13 protein-coding genes and 1 pseudogene are annotated in these 19,187 nt (G+C 64.8%); 11 read left to right on the forward strand and 3 right to left on the reverse strand.

What is annotated here, in order from left to right; all coding sequences use genetic code 11:
* Positions 1-71 precede the first annotated feature (71 nt).
* From P5704_012710 to yegQ, 3 genes are all read left to right on the forward strand, one after another.
* The gene (locus tag P5704_012710) at positions 72-1,502 is read left to right on the forward strand and encodes an aspartate kinase (protein WOF76938.1); all 1,431 of its coding nucleotides are present in this window, start codon (positions 72-74) and stop codon (positions 1,500-1,502) included.
* Between the two features lie 173 nt (positions 1,503-1,675).
* Positions 1,676-1,894 carry a YdcH family protein gene (locus tag P5704_012715; GenBank protein WOF81223.1) on the forward strand — a complete coding sequence of 73 codons (219 nt, stop codon included), beginning with the start codon at positions 1,676-1,678 and terminating at the stop codon, positions 1,892-1,894.
* Positions 1,895-2,127: 233 nt separating this feature from the next.
* Positions 2,128-3,501 carry a tRNA 5-hydroxyuridine modification protein YegQ gene (yegQ, locus tag P5704_012720; GenBank protein ID WOF76939.1) on the forward strand — a complete coding sequence of 458 codons (1,374 nt, stop codon included), beginning with the start codon at positions 2,128-2,130 and terminating at the stop codon, positions 3,499-3,501.
* A gap of 34 nt (positions 3,502-3,535) precedes the next feature.
* Here the strand turns inward: yegQ and P5704_012725 are convergent, their stop codons facing one another.
* Complete coding sequence (locus P5704_012725; protein ID WOF76940.1) at positions 3,536-6,388, reverse strand: EAL domain-containing protein; 2,853 nt, start codon at positions 6,386-6,388, stop codon at positions 3,536-3,538.
* Positions 6,389-6,641: 253 nt separating this feature from the next.
* Here P5704_012725 and uvrD point away from each other — a divergent pair, with 253 nt between their 5' ends.
* The 4 genes and pseudogenes from uvrD (at position 6,642) to P5704_012745 (ending at position 11,859) form a co-directional block, all read left to right on the forward strand.
* The gene (uvrD, locus tag P5704_012730) at positions 6,642-8,831 is read left to right on the forward strand and encodes a DNA helicase II (GenBank protein ID WOF76941.1); all 2,190 of its coding nucleotides are present in this window, start codon (positions 6,642-6,644) and stop codon (positions 8,829-8,831) included.
* Positions 8,832-8,904: 73 nt separating this feature from the next.
* The gene (locus tag P5704_012735) at positions 8,905-10,008 is read left to right on the forward strand and encodes a TRAP transporter substrate-binding protein (GenBank protein ID WOF76942.1); all 1,104 of its coding nucleotides are present in this window, start codon (positions 8,905-8,907) and stop codon (positions 10,006-10,008) included.
* Between the two features lie 183 nt (positions 10,009-10,191).
* Positions 10,192-11,034, forward strand: a complete 843-nt coding sequence (locus P5704_012740; GenBank protein ID WOF76943.1) for a hypothetical protein — start codon at positions 10,192-10,194, stop codon at positions 11,032-11,034.
* 145 nt (positions 11,035-11,179) lie between these two features.
* Positions 11,180-11,859 (forward strand): annotated as a pseudogene (locus tag P5704_012745) (transposase domain-containing protein).
* 86 nt (positions 11,860-11,945) lie between these two features.
* On the opposite strand, the gene P5704_012750 reads toward P5704_012745, so the two are convergent.
* Both P5704_012750 and P5704_012755 read right to left on the reverse strand, forming a co-directional pair.
* Complete coding sequence (locus P5704_012750) at positions 11,946-12,896, reverse strand: alpha/beta hydrolase (protein ID WOF76944.1); 951 nt, start codon at positions 12,894-12,896, stop codon at positions 11,946-11,948.
* 37 nt (positions 12,897-12,933) lie between these two features.
* Entirely contained in the window at positions 12,934-13,362 is a 429-nt protein-coding gene (locus P5704_012755) for an organic hydroperoxide resistance protein (GenBank protein WOF76945.1), read from the reverse strand.
* A gap of 120 nt (positions 13,363-13,482) precedes the next feature.
* Between P5704_012755 and P5704_012760 the strand changes: the two genes are divergently transcribed.
* The 4 genes from P5704_012760 to P5704_012775 all read left to right on the forward strand — a co-directional run bounded on the left by P5704_012760 (position 13,483) and on the right by P5704_012775 (position 19,163).
* A complete protein-coding gene (locus tag P5704_012760; GenBank protein WOF76946.1) occupies positions 13,483-14,319 on the forward strand; it encodes an AraC family transcriptional regulator in 837 nt (278 codons plus the stop codon).
* Positions 14,320-14,469: 150 nt separating this feature from the next.
* Entirely contained in the window at positions 14,470-17,544 is a 3,075-nt protein-coding gene (gene fdnG, locus P5704_012765; GenBank protein ID WOF76947.1) for a formate dehydrogenase-N subunit alpha, read from the forward strand.
* On the forward strand, positions 17,544-18,482 hold the full coding sequence (fdxH, locus tag P5704_012770) for a formate dehydrogenase subunit beta (protein WOF81224.1): 939 nt from the start codon (positions 17,544-17,546) through the stop codon (positions 18,480-18,482). Before fdnG ends, fdxH begins: the two co-directional genes overlap by 1 nt.
* A 57-nt stretch (positions 18,483-18,539) precedes the next feature.
* A complete protein-coding gene (locus P5704_012775; GenBank protein ID WOF76948.1) occupies positions 18,540-19,163 on the forward strand; it encodes a formate dehydrogenase subunit gamma in 624 nt (207 codons plus the stop codon).
* Positions 19,164-19,187: the final 24 nt, after the last annotated feature.

The raw sequence follows: 19,187 nt of genomic DNA on the forward strand, positions 1-19,187 counted from the left end.
GTTGAACGACAGGTGCGCCAACCGCGCGCCAGGCCCGTCAACGGCCTGCCAGATTCGGACGCAATAAAAAGATGCATACCGTAGAAAAGATCGGCGGCACGTCGATGAGCCGCTTCGAGGAAGTCCTCGACAACATCTTCATCGGCCGTCGGGAAGGCGCAGCGCTGTACCAGCGCATCTTCGTCGTCTCGGCCTACAGCGGCATGACCAATCTGCTGCTGGAACACAAGAAGACCGGCGAGCCGGGCGTCTACCAGCGTTTTGCCGATGCCCAGAGCGAAGGCGCCTGGCGCGAGGCGCTCGAGGGCGTGCGCCAGCGCATGCTGGCGAAGAACGCCGAGCTGTTCAGCTCCGAGTACGAGCTGCACGCCGCCAACCAGTTCATCAATTCGCGCATCGACGATGCCAGCGAGTGCATGCACAGCCTGCAGAAGCTCTGCGCCTACGGCCACTTCCAGCTCTCCGAGCACCTGATGAAGGTGCGCGAGATGCTCGCCTCCCTCGGTGAAGCGCACAGTGCCTTCAACTCGGTGCTGGCGCTCAAGCAACGCGGCGTCACCGCGCGCCTGGCCGACCTCACCGGCTGGCAGCAGGAAGCGCCGCTGCCGTTCGAGGAGATGATCGCCAGCCATTTCGCCGGCTTCGACCTGAGCCGCGAACTGGTGGTCGCGACCGGCTACACGCATTGCGCCGAAGGCCTGATGAACACCTACGACCGCGGCTACAGCGAGATCACCTTCGCCCAGATCGCCGCCGCCACCGGCGCGCATGAAGCGATCATCCACAAGGAATTCCACCTCTCTTCCGCCGACCCGAACCTGGTCGGTGCCGACAAGGTGGTGACCATCGGCCGCACCAACTACGACGTTGCCGACCAGCTGTCGAACCTCGGCATGGAAGCGATCCACCCGCGCGCGGCCAAGACCCTGCGCCGTGCCGGTGTCGAGCTGCGCATCAAGAATGCCTTCGAGCCCGAGCACGGCGGCACGCTGATCAGCCAGGACTACAAGAGCGAGAAGCCCTGCGTGGAAATCATCGCCGGGCGCAAGGACGTCTTCGGCATCGAGGTGTTCGACCAGGACATGCTCGGCGACATCAGCCATGACATGGAGATCAGCAAGCTGCTCAAGCAGCTCAAGCTCTACGTGGTGAACAAGGACTCCGATGCCAACAGCATCACCTACTACGCCTCCGGCTCGCGCAAGCTGATCAACCGCGCGGCCAAGCTGATCGAGGAAAAGTACCCCGCGGCCGAGGTCACGGTGCACAACCTAGCCATCGTTTCGGCGATCGGTTCGGACCTCAAGGTCAAGGGCATCCTGGCCAAGACCGTGGCGGCGCTGGCCGAAGCGGGCATCAGCATCCAGGCGATCCACCAGTCGATCCGTCAGGTGGAGATGCAGTGCGTGGTCAACGAAGAGGACTACGACGCCGCCATCGCCGCGCTGCACCGCGCGCTGATCGAGCCGGAAAACCATGGCGACGTGATCGCCGCGGCCTGATCCAGGCGCAAGACCGAAACGCCGGGCTCGCCCCGGCGTTTTGCTGTCCGGCTTCCCGAGTGCATATGACGCGGGTCAATACCGCTGGCAAGCGCCAGTACGACCATGAAGGCAAGAGGCAGCTCGGCCCGCCTGATCTGCCCGCCCCGCTCATCCATGCCGCAGGAGTTGCCATGTTCCCCGAGTACCGCGACCTGATCACCCGCCTGAAGGCGGAAAACAAGACCTTTTCCCGCCTGTTCGACGAGCACAACGAGCTGGATCAGCGGGTCAAGAACATCGAAGCGCACATCGTCCCGGGCACCGACAACGAGGTCGAGACCTTGAAGAAGGAAAAGCTGCAGCTCAAGGATCGGCTCTACGCCATGCTCAAGGAAGCATCCGCCGCCTGAGCCCGGCAGAGCAGGTTTTGCCGTCGTGCCGCCGTAGGTTGGGTTGAGCGAAGCGAAGCCCAACAATGGGCAGCACGACGGCACAGCGGATTCCGTCGTCGCCACGAATGGCGTTGGGCTTCGTCGCTTCGCTCCTCAACCCAACCTACGGCCTTGCAGGCATCGGCCGCGCAATCCGCGGGCGGGCGCAGTAGAATGCCGCGCTTGTCCGACGCCCTGCGAGTTTCCGCGCCATGAGCACCCCCTTCCGCACCGAGCTGCTGTCGCCCGCCGGCACGCTTAAATCCATGCGCTACGCCTTCGCCTACGGCGCCGACGCGGTGTACGCCGGGCAGCCGCGCTACAGCCTGCGGGTGCGCAACAACGAGTTCGACCATGCCAACCTCAAGCTCGGCATCGACGAGGCGCATGCGCTGGGCAAGCAGTTCTACGTGGTGGTCAACATCGCCCCGCACAACGCCAAGCTGAAGACCTTCATCAAGGATCTGGAGCCGGTGGTGGCGATGGGACCGGATGCGCTGATCATGTCCGACCCCGGGCTGATCATGCTGGTGCGCCAGCATTTCCCGCAGCAGACCATCCACCTCTCGGTGCAGGCCAACGCAGTGAACTGGGCGACGGTGAAGTTCTGGGAAAGCCAGGGCGTCAGCCGGGTGATCCTGTCCCGCGAGCTGTCGCTGGAGGAGATCGGCGAGATCCGCGAACAGGTGCCGGGCATGGAGCTGGAAGTGTTCGTCCATGGCGCGCTGTGCATGGCCTATTCCGGCCGCTGCCTGCTGTCGGGCTACATCAACAAGCGCGATCCCAACCAGGGCACCTGCACCAACGCCTGCCGCTGGGAATACAAGACCCACGAGGCCAAGGAGAACGAAGTCGGCGACATCGTGCACAAGTACGAGCCCATCGTCGTGCAACCGGCACAGGCTGCCAGCCCCGAGCCGACTCTCGGCGTCGGCGCGCCGACCGATGAGGTATTCCTGCTCGAGGACAGTAGCCGTCCGGGCGAATTCATGTCCGCCTTCGAGGACGAGCACGGTACCTACATCATGAACTCCAAGGACCTGCGCGCCGTGCAGCACGTCGAGCGCCTGGTGCAGATGGGCGTCCACTCGCTGAAGATCGAAGGCCGCACCAAGAGCCACTACTACGTGGCACGCACCGCGCAGGTCTACCGCAAGGCCATCGACGATGCGCTCGCCGGCCGGCCGTTCGACAGGTCGCTGATGGACACCCTCGAATCACTGGCCCACCGCGGCTACACCGAAGGCTTCCTGCGTCGCCACGTGCATGACGAATACCAGAACTACGAACGCGGCTTCTCGCTCTCCGAGCGCCAGCAGTTCGTCGGCGAGCTGACCGGCGAGCGGCGCAACGGCCTGGCCGAGGTGAAGGTGAAGAACCGCTTCGCGGTGGGCGACCGGCTGGAGCTGATGACGCCGCAGGGCAATCTCAACCTGCGTCTTGAGCGGCTGGAGAACAAGCGCGGCGATGCCATCGAGGTGGCACCGGGCGACGGCCATACGGTATACCTGCCGGTGCCGGAAGACGTCGATCTGCGCTACGCCCTGCTGATGCGCGAGCTGGACGGCAGCACCACGCGCGGTTGAGCGCGTAGCTGGCGTCGCATCGCGACGCCGCAGCCTAGCGCAGCAGCTCGGCGAACTGCTCGGCCGGCACCGGCGGGCTGAGCAGGTAACCCTGGATTTCGTCGCACTGGTTGGCCTTGAGGAAATCCATCTGCGCCTGGGTTTCCACACCCTCGGCCACCACCTTGCGTTCCAGGCTGTGGACCATGGCGATGATCGCCCGGGTAATCGCCGCATCCTGGCTGGAATGCTCCAGCTCGCTGATGAACGAGCGGTCGATCTTCACGTAGTCCACCGGGAAGCGCTTGAGGTAACTCAGCGACGAGAAGCCGGTGCCGAAGTCGTCGATCGCCAGCCGCACGCCCAACGCGCGCAGCTGCTCGCTGATGCTGATGGCATTGTCGATGTCGTCCAGTAGCTGGCTTTCGGTCAACTCCAGCTCCAGCATGGTCGCCGGCAGCCCGGTTTCCTCCAGCACCTGGCGCACCAGGCTGACGAAGTTGCCCTGGCGCAGCTGCTTGACCGAAAGATTCACCGACACGCGAATCTCGGCCAGCCCGTCCTGCTGCCACTGGCGCGCCTGGCGGCAGGCCTCACGCAAGACGAACTCACCGAGCGGAATGATCAAACCGGTTTCTTCCGCCAGCGGAATGAAGTGCGCCGGCGCGACCAGTCCGCGCTGCGGATGACGCCAGCGCACCAGCGCTTCGGCGGCTTCCAGGGCATCGCCAGCCAGGCTCAGGCGTGGCTGGTAGAAGACCTCCAGCTGACCGACTTCCAGCGCCTTGCGCAGCTGATTCTCCAGCTGCAGGTACTGCATGCTCGACGCCTGCGGTCGGTCGGTGAAGAACTGCAGCGTGTTGCCGCCCAGGTGTTTGGCCTGCTGCATGGCCATGTTCGCCTGGCGCAGCAGCACTTCCGCATCACGGCTGTTGTCCGGCATCAGGCTGACGCCGATGGAGGCGCTGATGACCAGCTCCTGCTCATCGATGATCAGCGGCTTGCGGATTCGCTGCAGCAAACGGCTGCCCAGGTGCGCGAGGCTGCTGAGGCTGCCATAGGCATCGAACAGTACGACGAACTCGTCGCCGGACAGCCGCGCGATGGTGTCGGCATCGGCCAGGGTCTGGGTGATCCGCCGCGATATCTCGCGCAGCAATGCGTCAGCGGACTCATGGCCCAGGCTTTCGTTGAGCAGCTTGAAGCGGTCCAGATCGATGTAGAGCACCGCCATGTTGCGACCGTTGCGACGCACCCGCTGGCAGGCCTCGTGCAGACGCTCCTTGAGCAGGCCACGGTTGGCCAGCCCGGTGAGATCGTCGTAATGGGTCAGATAGCGCAGGCGTTCCTCGATCTTGCGCCGCACGCTGAGGTCGGAGATGAACGCGACCACATGAGTGACGCTGTCGCTGGCATCGCGCACTTCGCGCAGCTGCACCCACTGCGGGTAGACCTCGCCGCTCTTGCGGGTCTCGATCAGCTCGCCCTGCCAGTGACCGTGCAGCTCCAGCGCTTCGCGCATGGCCTGGTACTGACGCTGACTCTCCGGCGAGCCGGCGATGCGCGCCACGCTGTGCCCGAGCAGCTCCTCGCGGCTGTAGCCGGACAGCGCGCAGCAGGCGTCGTTGACCGCCAGCACGCGGTAGCGATCGTTCATGATCACCATGCCTTCGCTGGCGGCTTCGAACACCGTCGCCGCCAGGCGCTGCTGTTCGGCCTGGCGACGCAGTTCGCTGATGTCGCGGCGGGTACCGATCATGCGCAGGGCACGGCCAGCGGCATCGCGCTGGATCACCCGGCCACGGTCCTCGAGCCAGAGTTCGCTGCCGTCGGCACGCAGTGCACGGTATTCGACGGCGAACTGCTCGGTTTCACCCCGCAGGTGCGCGATCAGGGTGGCGCGCACGCCGTCCAGATCCTTGGGATGGATGTCCGGCAGCGGCGAGCCATCTTCGTCGTAACGGTGCTGCCGGCCGATGCCGAACACCACTTCCAGGCGGGAATGATGCACATGGTTGTTCTGCAGATCCCAGTCCCACAGCCCGAGGCCACTGGCATCCAGCGCCAGATTCAGCCGCGCCTCGCTCTCGCCCAGCTCGTCGGCGAGCTGCGCGAGTTCCGCGGTGCGCTCGGAGACGCGCTGTTCGAGGCCATCGAAGGCACTGCGCAGCTGCTTTTCGGCATGGCGGCGCTGCTCCACTTCCGAGGCCAGGCGGCGATTGAGCTGGTCGGCTTCGCGGCCGGCGGTTTCCAGCCGCTCGATCAGTTGCTGCTTGTGCAGTCGCTGTTCGAGCCCGTCGTTCACCAGCCGGCTGATCTGCCAGCCGATCAGGCTGAGGGTGGCCAGCACGATCATCGCCAGCAAGCCCCAGCCCTGCTGCAGCGGATGCCCGCTGGTCATCAGCAGAAGGCCGGTCGGCAACAGGCAGGGCACGGCGAAACTGAAGAAGGCGGGCAGGCAGACCCCGTAAGCGACGCTGGCGGCCACGACGACCGAACCGATCAGCCCGTACAGCAGCGCCTGGGTAACGAAGACATCGGCCGGCACCAGCACGACCATGGCGTAGCACAGGCTCAGCGCAGACGCGCCACTGCCGAGCAGAAAGCGCCAGCGCCAGCACGGCGCGGCCTGCGCTTCGGGGCTGGCCCGGTTGAAGGCGAAGATCTGCTGCAAGCGCAACAGTGCGAGCGCGCCCATCCAGCCCAGCCACAGCCCAAGTTCGACACCACCCTGCTCGCCCCAGAGCGCCACGCCGAGGACCAGCGTAGCCAGCAGCAACAGCCAGGCAGGCACGCGCGAACCTCGATACAGCAGCCGGGTACGCTCGGCGATCAGATCGGCCTCCGATGCCCCGCGTGAGGATCGCTGTGTTGATGCCGGGCAGGCGGCTCGGATGGAATCGGTCATGAATATTGTTCTAGTAATAACTGCACCTAAAACAGGCTCCCTCGGAACCATACCACCGTCGATAATGGCACGTTGCTAGCTTTGCGTCATACCATGGTGCGTCGGAAAAACGGCGATCGGTACTCCAGCCGACCAGCGGAGGTGCCACTCGGCGTGTCCGGTCAGGACGCAGCCGCGCCAGTATGCCGCAGGCGGCACCGGCGAATGGACCGCAGGGCGAGCGCAGCGCAGGCATTTCCAATAGAATGCCGCGATGCATGACGATCTCTCTCTCCTTCTGAACTCCCTCAACGATGCCCAGCGCCAGGCCGTGGCCGCGCCGCTGGGCCGCCAGCTGGTATTGGCTGGCGCCGGCTCGGGCAAAACCCGGGTGCTGGTGCACCGCATCGCCTGGCTGCACCAGGTCGAACGCGCCTCGCTGCACTCGATCCTGTCGGTGACCTTCACCAACAAGGCCGCCGCCGAGATGCGCCAGCGCATCGAGCAGCTGCTGCACGTCAACCCGCAGGGCATGTGGGTCGGCACCTTTCACGGCCTGGCCCACCGCCTGCTGCGCGCGCACTGGCAGGAAGCCAAGCTGGCGCAGAACTTCCAGATTCTCGACTCCGACGACCAGCAGCGCCTGGTCAAGCGGGTGATCCGCGAGCTCGGCCTCGACGAGCAGCGCTGGCCGGCGCGCCAGGCGCAGTGGTGGATCAACGCGCAGAAGGATGAGGGCCTGCGTCCGCGCAACATCCAGGCCGGCGGCGATCTGTTCCTCGCCACCCAGCTGAAGATCTACGAAGCCTACGAAGAGGCCTGCGCCCGCGCCGGGGTGATCGATTTCTCCGAACTGCTGCTGCGCGCCCTGGACCTGTGGCGCGATCATCCGGGCCTGCTCGATCATTACCAGCGGCGCTTCCGCCACGTGCTGGTGGACGAGTTCCAGGACACCAACGCCGTGCAGTACGCCTGGCTGCGGCTGCTGGCCAAGGGTGGCGAAAGCCTGATGGTGGTCGGCGACGATGACCAGTCGATCTACGGCTGGCGCGGTGCGCGCATCGAGAACCTGCACCAGTTCAGCGCCGATTTCCCGGATGCCGAAACCATCCGCCTGGAGCAGAACTACCGCTCCACTGCCTGCATCCTCAAGGCCGCCAACGCGCTGATCGCCAACAACCAGGGCCGCCTCGGCAAGGAGCTCTGGACCTCCGGCTGCGAGGGCGAGCCGATCAGCCTGTACGCCGCGTTCAACGAGCACGACGAAGCGCGCTACGTGGTCGAGAGCATCGAGAAGGCCATCCGCGACGGCATGAGCCGCAGCGAGATCGCCATCCTCTATCGCTCCAACGCGCAATCGCGGGTGCTGGAAGAGGCGCTGCTGCGCGAAAAGATTCCCTACCGTATCTACGGCGGCCAGCGCTTCTTCGAGCGCGCCGAGATCAAGAACGCCATGGCCTACCTGCGCCTGATCCAGACCCGCGACAACGACGCGGCGCTGGAACGGGTGATCAACGTGCCGGCGCGCGGCATCGGCGAGAAGACCGTCGAGTCGCTGCGCCAGCTGGCGCGTGGGCAAGGCCTGTCGATGTGGGCGGCGCTGCACCAGGCGGTCGGCACCAAGGCGGTTTCCGGGCGTGCGGCGAGCGCGCTGAATGCCTTCGTCGAGCTGGTCGACACCCTGGCGCTGAAGGTCGAGGGCATGCAGCTGCACAACATGGCGCAGCTGGTCATCGAACAGTCCGGCCTGCTCGCCTACCACCGCGACGAGAAGGGCGAGAAGGCCCAGGCGCGGGTGGAAAACCTCGAGGAACTGGTTTCCGCCGCGCGCGCCTTCGACAGCTACAGCGAAGAGGATGACGACATCCAGTCGCCACTGGCTGCCTTCCTTGACCACGCTTCGCTGGAGGCCGGCGAACAGCAGGCCGGCGACCACGAGGACAGCGTGCAGCTGATGACCCTGCACAGCGCCAAGGGCCTGGAGTTTCCGCTGGTGTTCCTGGTCGGCATGGAAGAAGGCCTGTTCCCGCACAAGATGAGCCTGGAGGAGTCCGGCCGTCTGGAAGAGGAACGCCGCCTGGCCTACGTCGGCATCACCCGTGCAATGCAGCAGCTGGTGATCACCTACGCCGAAACACGCCGGCTGTACGGCAGCGAGACCTACAACAAGATCTCGCGTTTCGTCCGCGAAGTGCCGCCGGCGCTGATCCAGGAAGTGCGTCTGAGCAATACCGTGACGCGCTCGTTCAGTGGCAAGAGCATGAGCGGCTCCTCGCTATTCGACGGTGCCGGCGTACCGGAAACGCCGTTCAGCCTCGGCCAGCGCGTGCGCCATTCGCTGTTCGGCGAAGGCACCATCCTCAACTTCGAAGGTTCCGGTGCCCAGGCCCGGGTGCAGGTGAACTTCGAGGATGAAGGCAGCAAATGGCTGATGCTCAGCTACGCAAAACTTGAAGCCCTGTAGGGTTGACGCTAACGTCAACCCGGCATACCAACAAGCCACTCCTATAAGAAGAATCTTCCAAGGATACCGCCCCATGAAACGCCGCCATCTGTTCGGTGCTGCCGCTGCCTTGCTTGCCACCCTCGGCCTCGCCGGTTGCAACGACGACAAGAAAGTCGAGACCACAGGCCAGCAGGCCACCAGCGAACCCGCAAAGACCTACACCTGGAAGATGGTCACCGCCTGGCCGAAGAACTACCCGGGCCTGGGCACCGCCGCCGAACGCCTGGCCGAGCGGGTCAAGGTGATGAGCGACGGCCGCCTGACCATCAAGGTCTACGCCGCCGGCGAGCTGGTGCCGGCGCTGGAAGTGTTCGATGCCGTCTCCCGCGGCACCGCCGAACTGGGCCACGGCGCCGCCTACTACTGGAAGGGCAAGGTGCCCACCGCGCAGTTCTTCACTTCGGTACCGTTCGGGCTGTCCACCATCGAGATGAACGCCTGGCTGAGCAAGGGCGAAGGCCAGAAGTTCTGGGAAGAAGCCTATGCACCCTTCGGCGTGAAGCCGATGGTGGTCGGCAACACCGGCATGCAGATGGGCGGCTGGTACAACAAGGAAATCAATTCGCTGGACGACCTGCGCGGTCTGAAGATCCGCATGCCGGGCCTTGGCGGCGAAGTGCTGGCGCGGCTCGGCGCGACCACCGTCAATCTGCCCGGCGGCGAAGTGTTCACCGCGCTGCAGACCGGCGCCATCGATGCCACCGACTGGGTCAGCCCGTACAACGACCTGGCGTTCGGTCTGCACAAGGCCGCCAAGTACTACTACTACCCGGGCTGGCAGGAGCCACAGGCGGTGCTGGAGCTGCTGGTCAACCAGAAGGCGATGGACACCCTGCCCGAGGACCTGCAGGCGATCCTCACCGAGGCGACCCGCGCGGCCAGCCGTGACATGATGGACGACTACGTCTACAACAACGCCCTGGCGCTGGACCAGCTCAAGCAGCAGGGCGTGGAGCTCAAGCGCTTCCCCGACGAAGTGCTCGGCGCCATGCAGGAGCAGTCGGAGCTGGTGCTCGGCGAGCTGGCCGCGCAGAGCGAGCTGAACGGCCGCATCTGGGCCTCGATGAAAGCCTTCCAGGAACAGGTCAAGCCGATGCACGAGATCTCCGAGAAGGAGCTGTACAACTGGCGTTGATCTCAGGCGCCAACGGAGCCGGCTGGCTCCGTTGGCGCATCAGGGCGCTAGCGACATCCGTAGACATCTCTGACGCGACCAACGGTCGTAAGCAAAAGCTCGTAACATACTGCCCCTCGCCAACCCCTGCCCGCCTCGGCAGGATGGCGCGCGTACTCCACTCTTTATTAGCGGGAACACTCAATGCAACGTGTGCTTAGCATCTTCATGGCGCTGTGTATCAGCCTGACCTTCGCGCTCGACGCCCACGCCAAGCGCTTCGGCGGCGGCAAGAGCTTCGGCTCGGCGCCCAGCCACCAGACCCGCCAGGCGCCTCAGCAGACCCAGGCCGCACCGAATCAGGCTGGCCGTCAGACACCCGCTGCCGCCAGCGGCGCCTCGCGCTGGCTCGGTCCGCTGGCCGGTCTGGCCGCCGGCGGCCTGCTCGCCTCGATGTTCATGGGTGACGGCTTCGAGGGCATCCAGTTCATGGATATCCTGATCTTCGGCCTGATCGCGTTCCTGCTGTTCCGCTTCCTCGCCGCCCGCCGTCGCCAGCAGCAGCCCGCCATGGCCGGCCATGCGCCGATGCAGCGTGAAATGCCGCAGCAGCCGGCGACCTCCATCTTCGGCGGCAGCGCCGCCCCGGTCGCCGCTGCTCCGGTGATCAATGCCCCGGCCTGGTTCAACGAACAGAGCTTCGTCGCCGCCGCGCGCGAGCATTTCCTCTCGCTGCAGCAGCACTGGGACGCCAACGAGATGGACAAGATCGCCGAGTTCGTCACGCCGCAGCTGCTGGGCTTCCTCAAGCAGGAGCGCGCCGAGATCGGCGATGCCTATCAGTCGACCTACATCGACGATCTGCAGATCCAGCTCGACGGCGTCGACGACGATGCCGAGAAGACCACCGCGACCCTGACCTTCACCGGCGTCGCCAAGACCTCGCGCTTCGACCAGGGCGAGCCGTTCAGCGAGAGCTGGCGCATGGAACGCACCCAGGGCGAGAACCAGCCCTGGCTGGTGGCCGGTATCCGCCAGAACGCCTGATCGGCGTCGTGTAGAAGATCCGGACTGCCTTAACGCAGTCCACAGACAAACCCCGCCATCTGGCGTAATGCTGTTCACTTAAGCATTTGAGCCCCAGCGGGGCTGCCCCGAAATCCGATGCCAGGCTTCTGGCATCGGATTTTTTATGTCTCTCCAACAGCAACTGCTCGACTTGGGTGAACTGTTCAACTTCGCCGATCTGAGCACCTTCACTCAGAACATTCCAATCAGTGGGTCGCGTCCGCGCTGGACCTCTCCGCCCAGGCCTCGATCCGGCGGCGTCTGCCCGGCGATCAGGTGCTCTGGTTGCTGCTTGGCATGGCTTTGTTTCGCGACGAGCCAGTCCATGAAGTAGCGCGGCGCCTGAACATCTGCGCTCAGGGCCTGGCTTCTCACGACTTGCTGGCCAGAAGCCGTATTACGGAGGCGCGCAAACGACTGGGGGCCAATCCGGTGGAGTGGCTGTTCCGCCAAACGGGTAGCCAGTGGGGTCGCGAGCGCTACGATGCCCAAGGAGTTGATTTACCAGGAGGTCTGGGGGCTATTGCTGGCCTACAACATCATCCGCCGTGAAGCCGGTCAGGCGGCAGTCGCCCTTGGCCATGCGACATCCGCTTCAAGCCCGTGGCCCAATACATCGCTGTGCAATTGATCGTGATGGCTGCGGCCAACCCGATTTCAGCAACCGGAAGGCGGTTGTCGGAGTTGAGGGCGGGAATCGGCGGGCTGTTCCTGGACCACCGTCCGAGGCCATCAAGGCCAAGGACGGTGAAGATTTCCAAGACCCGCTACCCAGTGGATCGAAAGGCTGCTCTGCTTAAGTGAACAGCATTACGCCATCTGGCGGGGTTTGTCGTTTTTGAGCGGCAAGCGGCGCGGTGCTCCGAGCCGCTCGACGAGGCTGCTGCACATCACTTCTTGAGGAACGCCAGCAGATCGTTGTTGAAGCGCTCCTTGTGGGTGTCGGTCAGGCCGTGCGGCGCACCGGGATAGACGATCAGCTGCGCGCCCTCGATCAGCACGGCGGAGGCCTTGCCCGAGCTGTCCAGCGGCACGATCTGGTCATCGTCGCCGTGGATCACCAGCGTCGGCACGTCGAACTTCTTCAGGTCGCCGCGGAAATCGGTGGCCGAGAAGGCGGCAATGGAGTCGTAGGTATTCTTGTGCCCGGCCTGCAGACCCTGGGCGCGCCAATTGTCGATCAGCCCCTGGGAAACCTTGGCTCCCGGTCGATTGAAGCCGTAGAACGGGCCGGAGGCGAGATCGAGGTACAGCTGCGCGCGATCCTCCAGCGATGCCTTGCGGATGCCGTCGAACACTTCCAGCGGCAGCCCGCCCGGGTTATCCGCGGTTTTCAACATCATCGGCGGCACTGCGCTGACCAGCACGGCCTTCTTCACCCGCCCGGTGCCGTGGCGACCGATGTAGCGGGCCACCTCGCCGCCACCGGTGGAGAAACCCACCAGGGTGACATCCTTCAGGTCCAGCGCCTCGATCACCGCGGCCAGGTCGTCGGCGTAGTGATCCATGTCGTTGCCTCCCCACGGCTGGCTGGAGCGGCCGTGGCCGCGGCGGTCGTGAGCGACCACGCGGTAGCCCTCGGATGCGAGGAACAGCATTTGCGATTCCCAGCTGTCCGAGTTGAGCGGCCAGCCATGGCTGAAGGTGACCACCGGGCCGTCCTTCGGGCCCCAGTCCTTGTAGTACAGCTGCACGCCGTCGGCCGTGGTGATGGTGCTGGCGGTGCGGGCGCTGGCGATACTGGATGTCGGTTGCGTGGGCTGCTCCAGCTGCGCGGCGAAGGCCGGCTGCAGCGCGATGGCCAGCAGCGGGAGGGTGAAGCTACGGATGATGGCATTCATGGCGTGTGTCTCCTGTGCGTAGGTACGGTGGGCTGGATCAGTCGGCGAGGATCAGGGTTACGTCGATGTTGCCGCGGGTGGCATTGGAGTACGGGCAGACCACGTGAGCCTGGTCGACCAGGCCCTGCAACACGTCGCGGGCAATGCCGGGCGCGCTGACGGTCAGCTCGGCCTCGATACCGAAACCGGTGGGGATCTGGCCGATGCCGACCTTGCCGGTGATGCGGGTGTCGGCCGGCAGGGCGACCTTCTGCTTGCCGGCGACGAACTTCAGCGCGCCGAGAAAGCAGGCCGAGTAGCCAGCAGCGAACAGCTGCTCCGGGTTGGTACCGGGGCCGCCAGCGCCGCCCAGTTCACGCGGGGTGGACAGTTGCACATCGAGCGCCTCATCGGAGGAGCTGGCGCGGCCTTCACGGCCACCGGTGGCGGTTGCAGTGGCGGTGTAGAGAATCTTTTCGATGGTCATGGCTAGAGTTCCTGTTCTGTTGGTAGGCCCAGGGCGTTGTTGCCCGGTGAACGCTATTCTGCTCACCAGAAAAAACTATTGGTGACGTAGAATCCGGAAAGCATGATCAGGAGTACGAAAATGGCCGACCGACTTGCCGCGCTGATGACCCACTTCCCGATGAGCGCACAGGTGTTCAACACCGGGCCGCTGTGCGGCATCAACACCCTGCAAAGCGATGGCGTGCACGGGCAATTGCATCTGGTACGCAGCGGCACGCTCGAGGTGCGCTATGGCAGGGAATCGCTGCAGGTCGAGCGACCGAGCCTGCTGCTGTTTCCGCGCCCGCTGACGCACCGTTTCCTCATCGCCCCCGCGCAGAACGCTGACATGGTCTGCGCGAACCTGGCGTTCGAAGGCGGTACCAGCAACCCAATCGCCTCGGCGCTGGCCGATGTCGTCTGCCTGCCGCTGGACCAGGTCTGGGGCGCCGAGCCGATCCTCTCGCTGCTGTTCGAGGAAGCCTTCGAACAACGCTGCGGACGCGTGGCATTGGTCGAGCGGCTGCTCGAAGTGGTGATGATCCAGGTCCTGCGTCAGCTGATGGAAAGTGACGAGGTGAATGGCGGACTGCTCTCTGGGCTGGCGCACCCGCGCCTGCGCAACGCGCTGGTGGCGATGCACGAAGCGCCGGCGCAGGACTGGACCCTCGAGGGGCTGGCCAGCGTCGCCGGGATGTCGCGCAGCGTGTTCGCCACGGCCTTCCGCGAAACGGTCGGCACCACGCCGGGCCAGTATCTGCAGGGCTGGCGCGTCCGCCTGGCGCAGAAGGCTCTGCGTCGAGGACGCTCCCTGAAGGTGATCGCGACCGAGGTTGGCTACGGTAGCGAAGCCGCATTCTCCCGGGCGTTCAAGGCGCACGCCGGGCAATCGCCCCGGGAGTGGAAAAAGCAGCTGGCCACGGCCGCCGATGCCTGAATGCCCGCCCCAGACCAGGCTCGTTCATCGGTACGCCGCAAGGCAGCGGAACGCGGAATTAGCCTTTCACTTTGCCCATTCTTGACTAAGATGCTAAGCAGACGCCGGCAAAGCATCGGCGTACCAGCCTGATAAGAAGGAGAACCTCCGATGGATATGAACCGTCGACAGTTCTTCAAGGTCTGCGGTGTGGGCCTTGGGGCGTCGAGCATGGCGGCATTGGGTATGGCCCCGCCGACGGCGTATGCCGAGTCGATCCGGCATTTCAAACTGACCAATACGCGCGAGACCCGCAACACCTGCCCCTACTGCTCCGTCGGTTGCGGACTGATCATCTACAGCCAGGGCAGCGGCGGCAAGAACGTCGCACAAAACATCATCCACATCGAAGGCGACTCCGATCACCCGGTCAACCGCGGCACGCTGTGCCCGAAAGGTGCCGGCCTGCTGGACTTCGTTCACAGCCCCAACCGCCTGACCCATCCGGAAGTCCGCGAAGCCGGCAGCAACGAGTGGAAGCGCATCGAGTGGAGCGAAGCCCTCGATCGCATCGCGCGGATGATGAAGGACGACCGCGATGCCAACTTCATCGAGCGCAACGAACAGGGCCAGACGGTCAACCGCTGGCTGAGCACCGGTTTCCTCGCGGCCTCGGCGTCATCCAACGAGGCTGGTTACATCACCCACAAGGTGGTTCGTTCACTCGGCATTCTGGGATTCGACAACCAGGCACGTGTCTGACATGGCCCGACGGTGGCAAGTCTTGCCCCGACGTTTGGCCGTGGAGCCATGACCAATCACTGGTCCGATATCCAGAACGCTGACCTGATCCTGATCATGGGCGGTAACGCCGCCGAGGCGCATCCGTGCGGCTTCAAATGGGTCACCGAAGCCAAGGCGCGCAACAAGGCGCGACTGGTGGTGGTCGATCCACGCTTCACCCGCTCGGCCTCAGTGGCCGACCTGTACGCGCCGATCCGCACCGGTACCGACATCGCCTTCCTTGGCGGGCTGATCAACTACCTGCTGGAAAACGACAAGATCCAGCACGAGTACGTGGTCAACTACACCGATGTCTCGTTCATCGTGAAGGAAGACTTCGGCTTCGAGAACGGTCTGTTCAACGGCTACGACGGCGACCGGCGCACCTATACGGACAAGGCCAGCTGGAGCTACGAGCTCGACGAGGAAGGCTTCGCCCGCGTCGACAAAAGCCTCACCCACCCGCGCTGCGTCTACAACCTGCTCAAGCAGCACTACAGCCGCTACACCCCGGAGGTGGTCAGCAACATCTGCGGTACACCGCAGGACAAGATGCTCAAGGTTTGGGAAACCATCGCCGAGACCTCGGCGCCGGGCAAGGTCATGACCATCATGTACGCCCTCGGCTGGACCCAGCACTCGACCGGCTCGCAGATGATCCGCACCGGCGCCATGGTGCAGCTGCTGCTCGGCAACATCGGCATGCCCGGCGGCGGCATGAACGCCCTGCGCGGGCACTCCAACATCCAGGGCCTGACCGACCTCGGCCTGCTCTCCAACCTGCTGCCGGGCTACATGACCCTGCCGCTGGAAGCCGAGCAGGACTACGCGGCCTATATCGCCAAGCGCACCGCCAAGCCGCTGCGTCCGGGGCAACTGTCCTACTGGCAGCACTACGAGAAGTTCCACGTCAGCCTGATGAAGGCCTGGTACGGCAAGAACGCCACCGCGGAGAACAACTGGGGCTACGACTGGCTGCCGAAGCTGGATATCCCCGGCTACGACGTGCTCAAGGTCTTCGACATGATGTACCAGGGGCAGGTGAACGGCTATTTCTGCCAGGGCTTCAACCCGATCGCCTCGTTCCCCAACAAGGCCAAGGTCAGCGCCGCGCTGGCCAAGCTCAAGTACCTGGTGATCATGGACCCGCTGGCCACCGAAACCTCGGAGTTCTGGCGCAACGCCGGCGAATACAACGACGTCGACACCGCCAGCATCCAGACCACGGTGTTCCGCCTGCCGACCACCTGCTTCGCCGAGGAGGACGGCTCGCTGGTCAACAGCGGTCGCTGGCTGCAGTGGCACTGGAAGGCCGCCGAGCCACCGGGCCAGGCGCAGACCGACGTGGTGATCATGGGCGGGCTGTTCCATCGTCTGCGCGAGCTGTATCGCAAGGAAGGCGGCGCCTTCGCCGAACCGCTACTGAACATCGACTGGGGCTATCGTCAGCCGGAAGAACCGACCGCCGAGGAAATCGCCCAGGAGTACAACGGCAGGGCGCTGAGCGACGTCTTCGACCTGCAGACCGGCGCCCAGGTGGCCAAGGCCGGCGAGTTGCTGCCAGGCTTCGGCCTGCTGCGCGCCGATGGCACCACGTCCAGCGGCTGCTGGATCTGGTGTGGCGCCTGGACCCAGGCCGGCAACCAGATGGCCCGACGCGACAACGCCGACCCCTACGGCATGGGCCAGACGCTGGGCTGGGCCTGGTCCTGGCCGGCCAACCGGCGCATCCTCTACAACCGCGCTTCGGCCGACCCGGCCGGCGATCCATGGGATCCGCAGAAGAAGCGTCTGGTGTGGTGGGACGGCAGCAAGTGGGGCGGCACCGACGTGCCCGACTTCAAGGTCGATTCGCCACCCAAAGCCGGCATGAACCCGTTCATCATGAACCCCGAAGGGGTGGCGCGGCTGTTCGCCGTGGACAAGATGAACGAGGGGCCATTCCCCGAGCACTACGAGCCGTTCGAGACGCCCATCGGGCGCAACCCCATGCACCCGGACAACGTCCAGGCCATCAGCAACCCGGCCGCGCGGGTGTTCAAGAACGACATGGAGCTGTTCGGCACCGCGGAGGATTTCCCCTACGCGGCCACCACCTACCGGCTGACGGAGCACTTCCACTTCTGGACCAAGCATTGCCGGCTCAACGCGATCACCCAGCCGGAGCAGTTCGTCGAGATCGGCGAAGTGCTGGCCAACGAGCTGGGCATCAAGGCCGGCGAGCGGGTCAAGGTGTCGTCCAACCGCGGCTACATCAAGGCGGTGGCGGTGGTGACCAAGCGCATCAAGCCGCTGACGGTAGACGGCCAGACCGTGCACCACATCGGCATCCCGCTGCACTGGGGCTTCGCCGGGGTGGCGCGCAACGGCTACCTGACCAACACGCTGACGCCGTTCGTGGGTGACGCCAACACCCAGACGCCGGAGTTCAAGTCGTTCCTGGTCAACGTGGAGAAGGCATGATGGCTACTCAAGACGTGATTGCCCGCTCCGCCACGACCACCGAGCGGCCGTCGATCCGAGAGGTCGGCGAAGTGGCGAAACTGATCGACACCTCCAAGTGCATCGGCTGCAAGGCCTGCCAGGTGGCGTGTTCGGAATGGAACGAGCTGCGCGACGAGGTCGGCACCAGCCACGGGACCTACGACAACCCGATCGACCTCACCGCCGAATCCTGGACGGTGATGAAGTTCGCCGAGTACGAGAATCCTGATAGCGGCAACCTCGAGTGGCTGATCCGCAAGGACGGCTGCATGCACTGCGCCGACCCGGGCTGCCTCAAGGCCTGCCCGTCGCCGGGAGCGATCGTCAAGTACGCCAACGGCATCGTCGACTTCAATCAGGACCACTGCATCGGCTGCGGTTACTGCATCACCGGCTGCCCGTTCGACATCCCGCGCATCTCCGAAAAGGACAAGAAAGCCTACAAGTGCACGCTCTGTTCCGACCGTGTTTCAGTCGGGCTCGAGCCGGCCTGCGTGAAGACCTGCCCCACCGGGGCCATCGTCTTCGGCAGCAAGGAAGACATGAAGGATCACGCAGCCGGGCGCATCGCCGACCTCAAGGAACGCGGTTTCGACCAGGCCGGCCTGTACGACCCCGATGGCGTCGGCGGTACGCACGTGATGTACGTGCTGCACCATGCCGATCAGCCCTCGCTGTACAACGACCTGCCGAACGAGCCGACCATCAGCCCGCTGGTCAGCCTGTGGAAAGGCGTGACCAAGCCCCTCGCCCTGCTGGGCATGGGTGCGGCGGTGCTGGCCGGCTTCTTCCACTACACGCGGGTCGGGCCGATCCGCGTCGAGGAAGAGGACGGCAAGGCCGAACTCAGCGAGCCCGTGGTGCACCAGGTCGACCCCTCGGTGCACGTGGTCGACACCAAGGAGCCGCGACCCTGATCCCGGCGGCCCCGTGCGCGGGGCCATCCTCGGAGTCGATCGCTCAAGGAGCCAACGATGAATAACAACGACATCGAACGCTACAACCCCTCGCAGCGAACCAATCACTGGATCGTTGCCATCCTCTTCGTTCTTGCCGCGCTGTCCGGCCTGGCACTGTTCCATCCGGCGCTGTTCGGCCTTTCCGGGCTGTTCGGCGGCGGCACCTGGACGCGCATCCTGCACCCCTTCATCGGGGTCGCCATGTTCGTCTTCTTCCTCTGGCTGGCGATTCGCTTCGCCGGGCACAACCGCATCGAAGCGCGCGACCGCCAGTGGCTCCGACAGATCAACGACGTGGTGCACAACCGCGAGGAAAAACTGCCGGAAGTCGGCCGCTACAACGCCGGGCAGAAGGTGCTGTTCTGGGTGCTGATCATCAGCATGCTGGTATTGCTGCTCAGCGGCATCGTCATCTGGCGCGAGTATTTCAGCAGCTTCTTCGGCATCGTCTCGCTGCGCTGGGCCAGCCTGCTGCACGCAGCCGCCGCCTTCGTGCTGATCGTCAGCATCATCGTGCACATTTACGCGGCGATCTGGATCAAGGGCTCGATGGGTGCGATGCTCTACGGCACCGTCAGCCGGGCCTGGGCACGCAAGCACCACCCGGCCTGGTATCGGGAGATCACCGAACGCAAATAAGCACACCGCCGTAACCTGAAGATT

The sequence above is a fragment of the Pseudomonas sp. FeN3W genome (genome assembly GCA_030263805.2).
GTDB lineage: Bacteria > Pseudomonadota > Gammaproteobacteria > Pseudomonadales > Pseudomonadaceae > Stutzerimonas > Stutzerimonas stutzeri_G.